Raw genomic sequence first — 15,599 nt, forward strand, 5'->3', positions numbered from 1 at the left:
TTTCAGGTTCTTCTCAATCCTTTGCATGTCTGGCTGGATAGGGGTCATGGATTTTCTCCCGGATTATTTGACCACGTAGCCTTTACCCTCCAAGCAGGCGCCAAAGGCTTTATTGAATTGCTGCATTGCCCCTGATTTGGCATTCTGCGTCTGCTGAGACTGGGCCTGTTGGTTCTGTCGCGATTTGTGACCGCCGGCCATCGTACCGGCGACGGCGCCAATGCCGGCGCCCTTGCCGGTATCTCCGGCGATGGCACCTACGGCCGCTCCGCCAAGCGCACCTCTGGCTGCTCCTCGGAGGCGCTCACCGCCCCCGACAGCCGGACCTGACGGAGGTGGGGGCGTATTGGCAACAGCGACAGGGTCAATACCTGTCTGTTGTTTTGCCCACGTGTAACACTCCCCCTCATCCTGACTCTGCTGTGTTGCGGACTGACCATTGGCCGGATACGGAACAACGCCAAGAGAAGATGAAATGGATTGTTGGGCGAAGCCATTGCTGAAACCGATCATGATAATGGAGGTAGCCATTGCCGTCATGATCAACATCTTACTTATTTTTTGTTTCATCTTAACTCTCCTTAGTTCAGTTCCATGTCATTGAAAATATAGGTGATGGTTGTTTATTTACTTTTTGGTGGCTGGCTAAATCATTTTAGCCAATGATATTCACAAAAAGTGACTAATTCATCACCCGAAAGTTGTAAAATATCGTAACACGTCAGACGGCGGAACAGGCGAATAATCATTGGTCAGGCTCCTGGGAGCTTGTCCGAGAGGAAGAACTCAGGTGTGTTGCCGGGCGTTCAACCGATCGACGAACTCGCGGAGAATGATCCGGTACAGCTCGTTACCGAGAATTTTGTCCTCGACGCCGTGTTCAAGGGAAGGGTTGTCGTTTATCTCGATGATAATCGGTTGGTCGTTGACCACTTTGATATCGACGCCGTACAACCCTTTACCCACCAGAGAGGCGGCCTTCAAGGCCAGTTTTCTTACCCGGGAAGGCACGCTGTTAATCGGCACCGTTTCAAAACCACCGGCGCGGACACCTCCGGTCATTCTGTGCTGAATGATCTGCCAATGGCCCCGGGCCATGAAATATTTACAGCCATAAATAAGCTCACCGCCGATTATGCCGATCCGCCAGTCAAACTCGGTCGGCACATATTCCTGGACAAGCAGGACCGAAGAACGTTGAAACAGTTCGTTAATGGCCTGTTCGTACTGCTGCGGGGAACTCACCTTGGAGATGCCGACGGAGAAGGAACCGTCAGGTATCTTGACGACCATGGTGGCACCGAGGCTTTCGCTCAGTTCGACAAAGCTTGTCGGCTTCGTCCTGAAGATCAGGTGTGACCGGGGACAGGGTATCTGCTCCCGGTCGAGAAGTTCTTTCAGGTAGACTTTATTGGTGCAGCGGATAATGGAGGCAGGATCATCGATCACCACCATGTCGGCCAGGTGGGCCTTTTGCGCCAGCTGGTAGGTGATGTGATTGACCGCGGTGGTCTGCCGGATAAACAGTGCATCGAACTCCATCAGCCGAGCGGAATCATCGGCGGTGATCAGCTCGGCGTTGATATGCATCTTTTTCGCTTCGGAGAGAAAAAGATGCAAGGCGGAATTGTTGCTTGGCGGCAACTTATCCGTGGGATCGTGGAGAATGGCCAGGTCATAGCGGCTTGGTTTTTTATTACGCGGATTCCGCCAGATTTTTTTACTGAACCGGTCGATGGCGTCGGCAAAAAGAGTCTGCTGCGCTTCATTGAGTTCGCCGAGACTCATGGTCCTGAAGTGATCGATCCGGCTGAAATCGGCATCGCTGAAGGTCACCTGCAACATCGGAAAAGGAAACTGATCGAAGATGAATTTGGCCAGTCGTTTCAGAGACGGATCTTCGCAATCGCCAAAGTAAATTTCCAGACTGCGCGGATTGCCGCTTTCGACCGGATTACTGCAATGCCAGGACTGACAGGTCTTCTTGACCAGTCCCTGCAGCTTGAGCGTTTTATTGCAATCCAGCCCATTGATGGCGTCGACGTACGGAATCACCTTGTGTTTTCTTGCCTGAGCCAGCAGCGAACAGTAATATCCCTCTGAGTTGTAACTGAGATCACTGCACAGGTTAATGACCAGGAGATTCTCCCGGCTCAACTTTTCGTTGTGCAGATAGTCACTGGCGGTGATGATACTGTCCGTTTCATAGTATGGTTTCCAATCGGAAAGGCTATCGAGAATTATCAGTGTTGTGTTCACCTGGACCTCATTTCGACCTATAATGGCCACCCGGACATCGGGTTATAATTGTCTGCGCCTCTCCTTTTAATAACGTGCCTAAAGGCCAGGAGACTCAGACAAATATTCGACTGTAACGCAATGACATAAAAGGAAATATATAATATGTCATGCAGAAAAAAATGCACTATTTTCTTTATGGGAATAATTATTGATCGGCAAGGAATTGTTTCAATGCAGTTTGCCATCCTGTAAAGAAAACCCGAACAGCATAATTTACACACTTAAGAAGTGCACCCTCCGGCATAATGCGCTCTTGCAGCATTTTATTTTCTTGAGTTTAGCGGATAAATAAGTATTCTCTCATTGCAACCAATGCACCTCATTTAATGAACCTCATTTCGTAAATGGTACCCCTTAAAGGCGGTATCGTAAAGAGTATCCTCTTTCCTGGAAGAGACAACTACTACTTCTGCCATTTTTATGCACCAACCTTCAAACAAAGATGACAGTTTTGTCAAAGGAGACGCTCTCAGCCATCAGCCCATCCTGCATCTTTCCGAGCAGCTGATCATCAATAGAGGCCGGGAGCGGGTGTGCTATCTACATCCGCAAAACAATCAACTGGTGATAAAGGTCCCCCGCAACACCCGAGGCAGGAATGCTGGGGCGAACCAGGATGAATTGCAGGGCTATCTGATATTACGCGAAGAAGGCAAGGATTTGTCATTTGTCAGCCACTGTCATGGTTTTGTAGATACCGATCGCGGCCAGGGACTGGTGTGCGATTGTATTCGTGATGATGATGGCGCGATAGCCAAGACCATCTGGGATATTGTCGTTTTTCAGGACAAATGTGATGTTGACTATATCATCAAGGTGGCAGAAAAGCTGTGTCACTTTTTGATGTCCAATCAAATATGGCTGTTTGATCTCAACCTCAAGAATATCGCTCTCAAACAGCTGGCTGACGGCACATACGAGCCGTACATTATCGACCTGAAAGGAAGATACGCCAATCGTGAATTCATTCCGCTGTCCAGGTATATCAGCTATTTCGCTGCGAAAAAGATGCAGCGGAGAAGCACACAGTTGCTGCGGAGGATTGCCGAATATCGTCTAAAGAGAAAAGAGCTGCAAAAACTGACCGTTTAAAAACTTTTTCTGGACCGGCAATGGCGCAGGTCCTGCCGGGCAAGAAAAAGTATTTTAAACCTTTGGCCCGGAGGCAAAGAGCTGCAGAAACTTTTTCGGGATCTCCGTCTCAAAACGGCACGGCTTGCCGGTTTTCGGATGGGTGAAGGCCAGCACCTGGGCGTGCAGGCCCATGCGGCGAATAGGGCTCTGGGTCGATCCGTATTTACTGTCGCCGATGATCGGGTGTTTAATATCCTGCATATGCACCCGGATCTGATGTTTCCGCCCCGTTTCCAGATTGATCTGCAGGAGGGAAAAGGTCTTGTTTGCTTTGATCTTCTTATAATGCGTCACGGCCTTCTGACCGTGCTCGGGGTTTTGCGACGAGTAGACAATAAAGGCCTTGCTCTCATGCAGCCAGGAGACGATCGTCCCCTCGTCCTGCTGCACCTCACCTTCAACAACCCCGACATAGGTTCGCTGGTCGATGGTTGTTGTCCAGGTCTCCTGGATCTGTTTTTTGATTGTTTCGTTTCTGGCAAACATCAGCAGCCCCGAAGTCTCCCGGTCAAGCCGATGAATGATGAAAATTTTATTGTCTGGATTCTCCGCCTTGACGTAATTGCTCAGCATGGCGTAGGCGGTCTTACGTTTTTCCTTGTCGGTGGCAATGGTCAGCAGGCCGGAGGGTTTGTTGATGATAATCAGTTCCGGATCCTCGTAGACGATATTCAGTTCCTTGGGTTTCTGCCGCGGAGGTGTTCGATCCCAGCGGACTTCCACACGCTGCCCCGGGCGCAGGGCATAATCAAACTGGCTGACGGGAGTGCCGTCGACAAAAACCTGCCCATCTCGCAAAACAACCTTCAGGACATTCCGGTTTTTTTGCGGTAGAAAAGCCAGAAGGCCGGCGAGAAGGGTGTCTTCCCTTTCGACTGTAAAGATGTCGGTTTTTAATTTTTTCTTATTCAGACTGCCGTGTCGGCGAGTGTTCTTCATCTCTGTCACTTTATAAATAATTGTTCCAAACAATGGTCCTCTCGCAGGAAAACTGCTCTTTCGTTGCTCTATCGGCAACCTACCTTTTTTCACGGCTGAAGTCGCTAATATTCGATTTTTTGCTGATAACCTTTTCTGGGTATGCGGCGCATCCGTCTACAGTTGCCTTCCCATGCGGCACGCAGGAACCAGGGGGAAAAATCTCCTTGCATCGCCCGTGCGTCTCATGGTAATTTCCAACTTTTTTCTTTCCCGGCGATTATGATACATTTAACGAATATCCATATGCAGCACGGCAGGCAGGTTCTCTTGCAGAACGCCAGCCTGCAGATCCTCCCTGGTAGCAAAACAGGCCTGGTCGGGCCGAATGGTACCGGCAAAACTACCATCTTTCGGCTGATTACCGGCGAGGAAGAAGCCGATAAAGGCGATATTTCCTGCTCGAAAAAAACCGTTATCGGCTATTTTTCCCAGGATGTCGGCGAAATGGCCGGACGTTCGGTCATCACCGAGGTAATGTCCGCGGCCGGAGACATAGTCGAGCTCGGCAAGAAAATATCGGCCATGGAAGCGGAAATGGGCGAGCCGATGGCCGCTGAGGCCATGGCCAGTCTCCTCGAACGCTACGGCGAGTGCGTGGAAATCTTCGAACAGCGCGGCGGCTACGACCTTGAACCTCGGGCCCAGGCCATTCTCACCGGCCTCGGTATTTCACCGCATGACTTCAACAGCCCCGTGGAAATTTTCAGCGGCGGCTGGAAGATGCGCATTGCCCTGGCGAAAATTCTTACTATCAACCCGGATGTCCTGCTGCTCGACGAACCGACCAACCATCTGGACATCGAATCGATTCTCTGGCTGGAGGAATGGCTGCGCAATGAGTTCAAGGGCGCCCTGCTCATGACCTGCCACGACCGGGAATTCATGAACAAAATCGTCTCGCGGATAATCGAGGTAGCCAACGGCTGTACGACAACCTACAGCGGCAATTTTGATTTCTACCTGCAGGAGCGAGAAGTGCGAAGGCAGCAGCTCGAAGCCAGTTATCGCCGCCAGCAGGAGATGCTCGCCAAAGAAGAGGAGTTCATCGCCCGTTTTGCCGCCCGCGCCTCCCATGCCTCCCAGGTTCAGTCCCGTATCAAAAAGATTGAAAAAATTGACCGCATTGTCCTGCCGGCCGAACAGAGAACCATCAAGTTTGACTTTCCTACGCCGCCGCGCAGTGGTGACGATGTCCTGCATCTCGATAATCTCGGCAAAACCTGGGCAGGCCATGACGGCCGTGAGATTCCCGTATTCAGCGGACTTACCGGTACCATCCGGCGGCTGGAAAAAATCGCTGTGGTCGGAGTGAACGGCGCCGGCAAATCGACCCTTCTCAAAAGCATCACCGGCCACACCGAACCAACCGAGGGCCAAGTACTCCTTGGCGTCGGTGTCAGCACCGGCTACTTCAGTCAGCATGCCATGGATCTTCTCAAGCCGGAGCAGACCGTCTTTGAAGCGGTGCAGGAAGTCCTGCCGCTGGAAAATATCGGCACGATCCGTAATCTCTGTGCCGCTTTTCTCTTCCAGGGGGATGATGTGGAGAAACGCATCGTCAATCTCTCCGGCGGCGAAAAAAGCCGGGTCATCCTTGCCACCCTGCTTGGTCAACCCCTGAACTTTCTCGTCCTCGACGAGCCAACCAACCACCTCGACATCCAGTCCCGGGACGTACTGCTCGCTGCCCTGCAAAAATTTGCCGGAACCGTCATCCTGGTCAGCCATGACCGCCATTTCCTGCGCTCTCTGGTGAACCGGGTCTTTGAGATCGACCATGGCGCCATGCACGCCTACGAAGGCGACTATGACTATTATCTTCGTGAAACGGCAAGAAGACGGATGGAAACCCTCAGCTAAGAAACGCTTTACCAGGGACGCGGTTGCGCGGCAAGGCGGGCGCAGAGCCGTTTTCGGTTGTTATGCAAAACCCCATTTTCCACAAGAGGTTCCTGCCGCGGCGGATACTGCCATAGATGTTATTTTCTTGTATTCGTGTAACATCTATTGTATAGCATGATTCCAAGTCCTCATGTAAATCCGATCACGCATAGTGTTTCTCGTCAGTCGTTGTGCAGTTTGCCTGCATTGTAGTTGCCGATAAAGATTCTTGCCGATCATAGTCCCCAGGGAGCAGCAGCTTGAAACTCTTTATAGGCAATTTGCCTTATGACGTAACCGAACCCGAAGTTCTCCAGCTTTTCAGCGATTTTGGCGAAGTTGTCAATACCAACCTTGTCATAGATCATTTTTCCGGCCGTCCAAAGGGTTTTGCCTTTGTTGAGATGGCGACGAGGTCGGAAGGACATCGGGCGATGGAAACGCTGAATAAACAAGACTACAAAAATCGTGCACTGGTCTGTAACGAGGCGCAACCGCCGAAGAAAGGGAAAAAGCGTAGATGAAGATCGGCGTCCTCTCTTGTACAGAACCCAATCGTCAAAAAATAAATTAGTACGTTGATAAGAGATATACACGCTGCGTGTTTTGGCAGAGCTGGATATGGTCATCCCGCAGCCAAAAAATTTCGCCTGTAGGGGAAGACCATACAGGCAATAAATTCAGCCTGCAGTAAGGCTGATGCCTGATTCAGCAGACAGCAATCAGGCAATCGAAAAAAGGGGCCATAATGGACCCCATTACACAGGAGTAGTAGCAATGGCAGAAGGAACAGTAAAGTGGTTTAATGATGCAAAAGGCTTTGGCTTTATCGAACAAGATGGAGGCCAGGATGTATTTGTCCATCATTCCGCTATTAAGGCAGACGGATTCAAATCACTCTCCGAAGGCGAGCGCGTCAGCTTTGAAGTTGTAGACGGTCAGAAAGGTCCAGCTGCACAAAATGTAGTGAAGATCTGAAAATAAAAGGATCAGCCGCAACAGTATATTGTTGCGGCTGATTTTGTCTCTTCTCCGCCGTCCTCCTCAGTACCTGACCCGCGATCTTCTTGTTTTTTTGCAAGAAAACAATCTGTCCCAAGACATTTATGCCTGCAAAGCACAGGGACTGAACTGAGTCCCAGTTTTTTCCCCGTTTACCGGGTCAGTTCCAGATAACCTGGTTGTCGAGGTAGTCCTGCCATTCTTTCTCACTCAGTCGACCAAGTTCTTCTTTTGGTCCTTTTGGTCGATTTAAGGCACAGACATACTTCTTCCCATCTTTTACTTTCACCAGTATATACGCTTCGTATGTGCCTCTCATAATCTACTCCTTTACGTTGTCTAAAATTCTTGTTTACCATTCGGGTCTCTCCTTAAAGCTAGAAAATACCCAAAAGGTAAAACCGTCATTCGGCACCAAAGATTCTGCTGACACGGGAATAATATTCCCCCTTTCCCAGGCACCTGCTTCGGCTTTCGCTCCATCCGATTAGACATCTACACATACCCCTCTGGCCAAAGTACTTCTCTCCGATGTTCATGTTTTACTATATGTCACTCTGCGGCGAAGAACCAGTTTTAAGAATTTTATTGAACAGATTTTTCCGACGACCCGTCCATCCGGAAAAGTGGAAAAAGATGAAGAGTTTTTACGACGACATCAAAGAAGAAGAATAAAAGACAGAGAAAAAAAAGAAAGCAAGGTGGAGAGAACAATAGCCGATGAAGCAAGCTGCGTGTCGCTGTTCATCTGCGAGGAAAGGACATAAATTGCCGTCGATGCCGGCAAGGCAAAGAAGATCAGGCCCACCTTGAAAGGAATGCCGCTCACATTAAAGATGTAAAAAAAGAACCAGCCGATGCCCGGCAGTACCAGAAGTTTCAAAGCTGCCGCGAAAAAGGACAGCCCCAGATTGCCCCTGACCCCGGCAAAGGTCAGGCTGCCGCCGATGGAAATAAGCGCCAGGGGCAGCGCGACCATGGAAATCAGGCTCAGGGAATTATTGACAAAAACCGGAAACCGGCCTATCAGGCCGGAATAGGCCAGCCCGGCCAGGCAGCCGAGTATCAGCGGATTGGCGACAAGAGCTCTGCCGGCTATCGAGCAACGCTTGGCGAAATCCATTTCCCGCCCGGAAAACCAGATCAACGTCGTGACGGCAAAGACATTAATAAGAGGAATCGCAAAACCGATGAGGATGCCGAAATATTTCATCCCCTCGGTGCCCAGGCTATTAAGGATGACCGCCACCCCTATATAGGTATTAAAGCGATAACAACTCTGGGAAAATGACCCGGCCTGATAGGCGGTTATGCGAAACAGTTTAATAACCAGGGTACTGAGAACAAACATGGCCAGCAGGGCGAACAGGGCGGCGAAACAGAAATTCCAGTCGATACCATCGTCAAAAGAGGCGCTGCCGATTTTCCAGAACAGCATGACCGGAAAAAAGAAATAGTAGATCAGCCGATCGGCGGTGCGTAAAAAATCTGCATCGGTGAGACCCTGCCGTTTCAGGGCCCAGCCCAGGAGCAGCAGCACAAAGATGGGAAATAATGAGTTGAGGACAATCACACCAGGCTCCAGATAGAGACATAAAATTCAACCATCATAACCCCTTACCTCTTTTGCAGTAAATTGACAACGGCTTGTTGCAAGCAAGGATACCTTCCAGGAGCAGATAAAAAATCTTGCGTTTTTTATCGACCACTTTACTATGGCAGACTATGAGTGAAAAAGAATTGCAATACGACATGACCGTTCCAGACACTTTTGCAGAGCGGCTGCAAATCCTTGAGGAAAATTTTCTCTACCAGGAGAAGATGATCGATGCCTTAAATGAGGTGATAATTGAGCAGCAGACCCAGCTCAACGTCCTTCACGACCAGATCAACCGGCTCCAGGCGATGCTGAGCACCATGCAGGACCATCCAGACAATGGGGAAGATCCGCCACCTCCCCACTACTAAAATAAGAAGGAACAGACAGTTGGCACAAAGAACCTTAGAATATAAAGGATATCACGGCTCAATCAAGGTGAACACCAAAGACTATTCCCTCTTTGGCACAATTCTGTTCATCGATGAAGAAATCTCCTATAGCGGCCAGAGCTTTGCCGAACTGGAAGAAAATTTCCATCAAGCAGTTGACGGGCACCGACAGCTCTGCCGGGATAAAGGCGAGGAACCGCCTTTTTCTTAAATAACCGCCTACACTCCAGGGAGCCGGAATGGACATCTATTATGTAAATGGTGCATTTGTCGAGGAAGATCAAGCGACTATATCCGTTAACGACCTATCGGTAATACGCGGTTTTGGCGTCTTTGATTTTTTGCGGACCTACAATGGCATCCCTTTCCATCTTGATGACCACCTGCAGCGCCTTGAACGGTCAGCGCGCCTCGTCGGCCTGCAACTACCGCATCCCACGGCAGAAATCCGTGAAATTACTCTGGAGACACTAGGGCGCAACAGCCACCCGGAGAGCAATATCCGCCTGGTTGTCACCGGCGGGTTAAGCAGTGACGGCATCACCCCGGGCGACTCGCCTCAGCTTTTGATCATGGTCACCCCGGTAAAAGAGATGCCGCCGCAGTGGTACACGGAGGGGGCAAAAATCATCACCTGCCATGTCGAACGTTTTATGCCCGGGGCAAAAAGTATCAACTATATCCCGGCCATCCTCTGCCAAAGAGAAGCCCGGCAGCAACAGGCTATTGAGGCGGTATATGTCGACAGAAACGGCTACATGCTCGAAGGCACGACGTCAAATCTTTTTGCCTTTATCGGCGATACCCTGGTGACACCGCCATGCAACCGGGTGCTGCCCGGCATCACCCGCCAGGTGGTTATCAGGCTTGCGGAAAAAGAATTTACCGTAGTTGAACGTGACCTGCACAAGGATGAAGTCCGGCTGATCGACGAGGCTTTTCTGGCCTCAACGGTGCGGGAAGTTGCCCCCATCACGGCTATTGATGCCGTCAAGATCGGCGACGGCAGGCCTGGCGGCCGGAGCCGGAAAATAGTCGAACTTTTCAGGGAGTATAGCCGCTCTTATCGAGGCTGATCCCGACGCGCAGCAAATCAGGGTTGTTTTTCATCGGCAAGACTGCAGTCTCGCATAGGCGGCCAGAAGGATCATTGCGCCGTGCCCCTCGAAGAAGACCGTGAGGCGCCCCTGCTTCCTGTCCTTTACCTCGACTACCGTGCCCACGCCAAAAGTTGGGTGGCAGACCCGCAAGCCCTCGGCAATCTCGTGGATTTCCAGAATTTTTCTGACAGGTTCCGCCTGCTGTTTTTGCCCCCTGTCATTTTCCACCAGCTTCACTTCTGCGCCAACGGCCTTGAGATACCGCCTGGCGATGGTTGTATCGTCGGCGGTAATGGTTCGATCCGCATCTCCGGTCGCCAGTATCTCCCCGAGACACACCGACAGGCCCGGGTTGGCCTCGTAGAGAAAGCGACTGGCCCGCACCATTTCCCGGGGTATTTTACCGCAGCATTTTACCATGCAGCGTTTGAATTCTGCATCGACCGGATGAATACAGACGACCTGTTCGATGGCTCTGGTCATCGCCACATAAAAGAGCCGACGCTCATCTTCCAGGTCATCCGCGCCACTCTCCCGTTCCCGGTAAAAGGGAAAGGCCCCTTCCTCCAGACCCGGTAGAATAACCAGCGGCCACTCCAGTCCCTTGGCTCGGTGGACGGAGGTCAGCAGCAAGGTTTCCGCCGCCGGGGCGTCCCCGGCACTCTGAAATTCGCTGATCTTAGCGAGCAATTGCCGGACAGACAACTTTTGCGCGGCGGCAAAATCGATAAAGGCCTGGCAGGTCTTCACCCGGTTTTCGGCGGTAGCCGATCTTGCCGAGAAATTATGATAAAAATCATAGAGTTTGAGCTTTTCAACGATTTGTTTCAGCAGGACATCGGCGCGTCCGGAAGACGAACAGCCGGCAAGCCAGCGCCAGTTAGCCGCCGTTTCTTCAACTCTCTTGCGAATAAAAGGCGGCAGATCCGAGCCGTTCCAGTTGCGCAGCACCGTGACCGCCGCATCGGGATTTTCGGCAACACGCCGCACCAGCAGGAGCATATCTTCGCGTTTTATACCCAGATGCGGCTGGGAGAGCATCGCCGTGAATATCTTTTCCCGGCTTTCCTGCCCCTCTTCAGCCATGCTGCCGACAACCAGTTGTAAATAGCCGGTCAGGGCCAGGACCTCGGTGCAATCAAATACCTGGGCATTGCCCTCGAGGCGGTAGGGAATCCCCGCCTCAAGCAGCGCCAGTTCCACCGGCACACTCTGGGCAAAGAGTCTGACCAGCACCACCGCCTCTTGCAGCGAACGGCCCTGCTCGCGCCAGGCCGAGAGAACGGCGAGGACTGGATGTTTTTTCTGCTCTTCCAGGCAGGTGATGACGGTTTTTTCCGTTGTCTGGTGAGAGATACACAGCTTCTGGTCCCGCTTTCTATTGCCCGAAATAAGATGATTGGCGGCAAGGGACAGCTGGTGGCCGTAGCGAAAGGTAAAAGACAGCTGATAATTGTCGGGCTGGGGGAAATCAATCTGGAATCTGGTGGTGATATATTCCGGTTTCGCCCCACGCCACTCATAGATACACTGATCGACATCGCCGACAACCATCACTTTGGCCCTGCTGCCGGCGAGGATCTTCAGCAGCTGCTGCTGGGCCTCGTTGATGTCCTGATATTCATCGACGATAATATGCTCGACACGGTCCGTCACCCAGGCGGCCAGCTCATCGTCAGCCAGCATGGCCATGAGTGGTTCATGAATGAGATCGGCGTAGAAGCGGATCTTTCGTTCTCGCCTGACCATTTCAAAAAGTTCGTAGGCCTTGACGAAATAGCTGTAGCGGCTCGAAAGATCAAGCTTTTTAAACACCTCGGCCGCTCCGGTAACCGTCGATTTTACCCGGTCGATAAAGGTAAGAAATTCCTCGATGGCATCTCCGGCCAGCCAGCCGTCATTGGCCTGCTCCTGGCGATACACCTCATTGGCCACCTGCCGGGCCAGTTTCTCCTGGACAAATTCCTCGGTAACAAGCGTATAGCCAGGCAGTGCGCCACGCCTGGTGAAGCTGTTGACCAGACGCATGCCGAGAGAATGGAAGGTCCGCACCTCGGGCAGCTGGCCAGCGGCAGAGGCCAGCCGCTGCCGCATGGTGTCGGCAAAGGAGTCCCTTGCCGATTTATTGAACATCAGCACCATGATCTGGCTGGCACTCACGCCCTGCTGCAGCAGCTGTCCGACCCTGGCGACCATGGTCGTCGTCTTGCCGGAACCGGCCACCGCGCTGACCCGGGCATGCCCTCCGGCGTGGTTGATAATACGCAGCTGTTCGTCGGTCAGATTCATGTCTCAAGGAGGAGGAAAGAGGGCCGCCCCTAGTGAGCGGCCCGTTTCAGGAAATATTTTTCGGGATCTTACAGGTTATTTTTTCTTCAGCGGCAGAACATCGGTGATGGAGCCGTCGACAATCTCCGCGGCAAAGGCAAAGGTTTCCGCCAGGGTCGGATGGGCATGGACCGTCAGGCTGATATCCTGGGCAGTCGCTCCCATCTCGAGCGCCAGCACCGCTTCATGAATCAGCTCTCCGGCATTGACGCCGCAGATCCCCGCGCCGATTATCCGCCCAGTTTTGGTATCAAAAAGCACCTTGCTCACCCCAGAAGTCGCCCCGGCGCTGAGTGCCCGACCGCTGGCTCCCCAGGGGAACTTCCCTTTGGCAAAATCAATATTCTGCGCCTTAGCCTCTTTTTCGGTAAGCCCCATCCAGGCAACCTCCGGGTTGGTATAGGCCACCGAAGGAATAGTCATCGGCGTAAAGGCCGCTTTGTGACCGGCAATGACCTCGGCGGCCACTTTTCCTTCATGGCTTGCCTTGTGGGCGAGCATCGGCTCGCCGACCACATCACCTATGGCGTAAATATGCTCCACATTGGTCTCCTGCCGCTCGTTGACCTGGACAAAACCGCGCGTATCGATCTCGCCGCCCAGTGTATCGAAGCCCAGGCCGGCGCTGTTCGGTCTGCGGCCCACCGCCACCAGGACCGCGTCAAATTCTCCATTTTCCGGAGCATTTTTTCCTTCCAGGCTGACCTGGATCCCGGTCTCGGCGGCGGTCATCGCCGTCACCTTGGTGCTCGTCAGAATGGTATACTTCTTTTTCAACTTTAAAAAAAGCGGCTGCACGAGGTCCTTGTCGGCCGGCGGAATAATCTGTTCGAGCATCTCGACGATGGTGATCTCCGAACCAAGGGCGCTATAGATCTGGGCCATTTCCAGGCCGATAATGCCGCCGCCGATAATCAGAAACCGCTTCGGCACCGCCGGCAGGGTCAGGGCGGCGGTGGAATCCCAGATGCGCGGGTCGTCAGGGATGTTCGGCAGGACGAAGGGATGGGAACCGGTGGCGATGATCGCATTGCGGCAGTGCACCTCCTGCTCGCCGTCCGGGCCGGTAACGGTCAGGGTGGTCGCGTCCTTGAACACTCCCTTGCCGGTCAGCCGGGTTATTTTCCGGGCCTTGCACAGACCGTCGAGGCCTCCCGTCAGCTGGTCAATCACCGCATCTTTTTTCGCCAGCAAGCGGGCGACATCAATCTGCGGCGGGGCAAAATCCACCCCAAACTCGGCTATTTCCACCGCCTCTTCAATGACCGTCGCCGCATGCAGCAAGGTCTTTGACGGAATGCAGCCCACATTGAGACAGACGCCGCCGAGACGCGCCTGCTTGTCGACCAGGCAGACAGAAAGACCGAGGTCGGCTGCGCGAAAGGCAGCTGTATATCCACCGGGACCACCACCGAGAACCACCACATCAAATGTCTTCTCTTCGCTCATTGTCAACTCTCCTTAGTACCTTGCCGGGTCTGTTAAACCAGGGTCCGTTTCAAATCCTCAATATTCATGCGCAGCACCCTACAAAATCTGGCCGCCTCCGCTCCGTCGATAATCCGGTGATCATAGGAGACGGAAAAGGGCAGGATTAAGCGCGGCACAAAATTCCCGCTCTGCTCGTCCCAGACCGGTTTCATGGTGCTGCGGGACAGACCGAGAATCGCCGCCTGGGGACTGCTGATAATGGGGGTAAAGCCGGTACCGCCGATACCGCCAAGGCTCGAGATGGTGAAGGTAGCACCCTGAATATCGGGGATGGCCAGCTTGCCCGCCCGGGCACTGCTGCTCAGCCGCTGCAGCTCGACGGCAAGATCCTGCAAGCCTCGCCGATCGACATTTTTTATCACCGGAACCATCAGCCCTTTCGGCGTATCGACGGCGATACCGAGATGGTAATATTTTTTCAGGATCACTTTTTCGCCCCCCGGCAGCAGAGAGCAGTTAAAAAGCGGGAATTGCCGCAGCGTAGCACCAACCGCCCTGATCATAAAGATGAGCGGGCTATAGGTGGGTTCGCCCTCCGGCAAGGCGTGGTTCAACTCCTTTCTAAATCGCTCCAGTTCGGTGATGTCCGCCTCCTCAAAATGGGTGACATGGGGAATGGTCACCCAGCTTCTGTGCAGATGCGGCCCGGATATCTTCTGAATGCGCCCCAGGGCCACTTCCTCAATCTCGCCGTACTTGCTGAAATCTTCCAGGGGAGCTGGTTCCTGCCCGGGCAGAGCGGCTGCCGGCTGTTGCCGCATGGCCAGGACGTCTTCTTTTACGATACGTCCTTTGGGTCCGGTACCGGTCACCTTGGCCAGGTCGACCTGCTGCTGCCTGGCAAAAGCCCGAACGGACGGCGTCGCATGGAAAATTTGCTCCGCCGGCCGGTCTTTGGCCGGTTCATGTTCTTCTTCTTTCTCAGGTTGCTTTTCGTCGTCCTCGTCGGCTCCGGCCGGTTCACGCTCAGCTGCCTTGTCATTTGTCGATTTCCGATCATCCTCTGCCTTGGCGACGTCCTCTTCTTTTACTGTTTTTTCCTCCCCGGCTTCTTGTTGTGCGGACTCCTCCCCGCCCTTCTCAAGCTCGGCTTTTTCCTTCTCGCCGTCCGGTTTGTCCGAGCCATCTTCCGCGGTCTCCTCCGTTTCAATCAGCGCGATGACATCGCCACCGGCAACCTTATCTTCTTCCTTGACCGATACCTCTTTAATAACCCCCGAATAAGGAGAAGGAAGGTCCATGACCGCCTTTTCACTTTCCAAGGTGAGCAGCGAGTCCTCTTCTGTTATCTTGTCACCGGGTTTGATAAACACTTCAACGACCGTTATCTCCTGCACGTCACCGAAATCGGGAATTCTTATTTTCTCGACTGCCATCTGCGTCTCTCCTTTT

General features: G+C 52.7%; 15 protein-coding genes. 7 read left to right on the forward strand and 8 right to left on the reverse strand.

Translation table 11 applies throughout. From position 1 onward, the window contains the following. Positions 1-63: 63 nt before the first annotated feature. Both ACYQ8U_RS04135 and ACYQ8U_RS04140 read right to left on the reverse strand, forming a co-directional pair. The gene (locus ACYQ8U_RS04135) at positions 64-513 is read right to left on the reverse strand and encodes a glycine zipper domain-containing protein (protein ID WP_459944370.1); all 450 of its coding nucleotides are present in this window, start codon (positions 511-513) and stop codon (positions 64-66) included. Positions 514-786: 273 nt separating this feature from the next. After that, complete coding sequence (locus ACYQ8U_RS04140; RefSeq protein ID WP_459944250.1) at positions 787-2,259, reverse strand: RimK family ATP-grasp domain-containing protein; 1,473 nt, start codon at positions 2,257-2,259, stop codon at positions 787-789. A 462-nt stretch (positions 2,260-2,721) separates the two neighbouring features. Here ACYQ8U_RS04140 and ACYQ8U_RS04145 point away from each other — a divergent pair, with 462 nt between their 5' ends. Beyond that, positions 2,722-3,393: a YrbL family protein gene (locus ACYQ8U_RS04145; protein WP_459944251.1), complete on the forward strand. Its 672-nt coding sequence runs from the start codon at positions 2,722-2,724 to the stop codon at positions 3,391-3,393. A 54-nt stretch (positions 3,394-3,447) separates the two neighbouring features. Here ACYQ8U_RS04145 and ACYQ8U_RS04150 read toward each other — a convergent pair whose 3' ends face one another. Beyond that, a complete protein-coding gene (locus ACYQ8U_RS04150; RefSeq protein ID WP_459944252.1) occupies positions 3,448-4,374 on the reverse strand; it encodes an RluA family pseudouridine synthase in 927 nt (308 codons plus the stop codon). A gap of 261 nt (positions 4,375-4,635) precedes the next feature. Here ACYQ8U_RS04150 and ACYQ8U_RS04155 point away from each other — a divergent pair, with 261 nt between their 5' ends. From ACYQ8U_RS04155 to ACYQ8U_RS04165, 3 genes are all read left to right on the forward strand, one after another. Then, positions 4,636-6,276, forward strand: a complete 1,641-nt coding sequence (locus ACYQ8U_RS04155; RefSeq protein WP_459944253.1) for an ABC-F family ATP-binding cassette domain-containing protein — start codon at positions 4,636-4,638, stop codon at positions 6,274-6,276. A gap of 281 nt (positions 6,277-6,557) precedes the next feature. After that, positions 6,558-6,821: an RNA recognition motif domain-containing protein gene (locus tag ACYQ8U_RS04160; RefSeq protein WP_459944254.1), complete on the forward strand. Its 264-nt coding sequence runs from the start codon at positions 6,558-6,560 to the stop codon at positions 6,819-6,821. Between the two features lie 253 nt (positions 6,822-7,074). Next, positions 7,075-7,275 (forward strand): cold-shock protein, encoded by a 201-nt coding sequence (locus ACYQ8U_RS04165; protein ID WP_459944255.1) that lies wholly within the window; start codon positions 7,075-7,077, stop codon positions 7,273-7,275. Between the two features lie 184 nt (positions 7,276-7,459). On the opposite strand, the gene ACYQ8U_RS04170 is transcribed toward ACYQ8U_RS04165, so the two are convergent. Together ACYQ8U_RS04170 and ACYQ8U_RS04175 are read right to left on the reverse strand one after the other, a co-directional pair. After that, a complete protein-coding gene (locus ACYQ8U_RS04170) occupies positions 7,460-7,618 on the reverse strand; it encodes a hypothetical protein (protein ID WP_459944256.1) in 159 nt (52 codons plus the stop codon). A gap of 339 nt (positions 7,619-7,957) precedes the next feature. Beyond that, positions 7,958-8,872: an AEC family transporter gene (locus ACYQ8U_RS04175; protein ID WP_459944257.1), complete on the reverse strand. Its 915-nt coding sequence runs from the start codon at positions 8,870-8,872 to the stop codon at positions 7,958-7,960. A 152-nt stretch (positions 8,873-9,024) separates the two neighbouring features. Here ACYQ8U_RS04175 and ACYQ8U_RS04180 point away from each other — a divergent pair, with 152 nt between their 5' ends. From ACYQ8U_RS04180 to ACYQ8U_RS04190, 3 genes are read left to right on the forward strand one after another with little or no spacing between them, the layout of a single operon-like run. Then, entirely contained in the window at positions 9,025-9,267 is a 243-nt protein-coding gene (locus ACYQ8U_RS04180; RefSeq protein ID WP_459944258.1) for a SlyX family protein, read from the forward strand. Between the two features lie 19 nt (positions 9,268-9,286). Beyond that, complete coding sequence (locus ACYQ8U_RS04185) at positions 9,287-9,499, forward strand: hypothetical protein (protein ID WP_459944259.1); 213 nt, start codon at positions 9,287-9,289, stop codon at positions 9,497-9,499. Between the two features lie 28 nt (positions 9,500-9,527). Then, a complete protein-coding gene (locus ACYQ8U_RS04190) occupies positions 9,528-10,364 on the forward strand; it encodes an aminotransferase class IV (protein ID WP_459944260.1) in 837 nt (278 codons plus the stop codon). Between the two features lie 30 nt (positions 10,365-10,394). Here ACYQ8U_RS04190 and ACYQ8U_RS04195 read toward each other — a convergent pair whose 3' ends face one another. The 3 genes from ACYQ8U_RS04195 to ACYQ8U_RS04205 all read right to left on the reverse strand — a co-directional run bounded on the left by ACYQ8U_RS04195 (position 10,395) and on the right by ACYQ8U_RS04205 (position 15,583). Further along, positions 10,395-12,677 carry an ATP-dependent helicase gene (locus ACYQ8U_RS04195; protein WP_459944261.1) on the reverse strand — a complete coding sequence of 761 codons (2,283 nt, stop codon included), beginning with the start codon at positions 12,675-12,677 and terminating at the stop codon, positions 10,395-10,397. Between the two features lie 75 nt (positions 12,678-12,752). Next, positions 12,753-14,165, reverse strand: coding sequence for a dihydrolipoyl dehydrogenase (gene lpdA / locus ACYQ8U_RS04200; RefSeq protein WP_459944262.1), 1,413 nt, complete (start codon positions 14,163-14,165; stop codon positions 12,753-12,755). Between the two features lie 32 nt (positions 14,166-14,197). Continuing rightward, on the reverse strand, positions 14,198-15,583 hold the full coding sequence (locus tag ACYQ8U_RS04205; protein ID WP_459944263.1) for a 2-oxo acid dehydrogenase subunit E2: 1,386 nt from the start codon (positions 15,581-15,583) through the stop codon (positions 14,198-14,200). Positions 15,584-15,599 lie beyond the last annotated feature (16 nt).

The sequence above is a fragment of the Desulfocastanea catecholica genome (genome assembly GCF_054657295.1).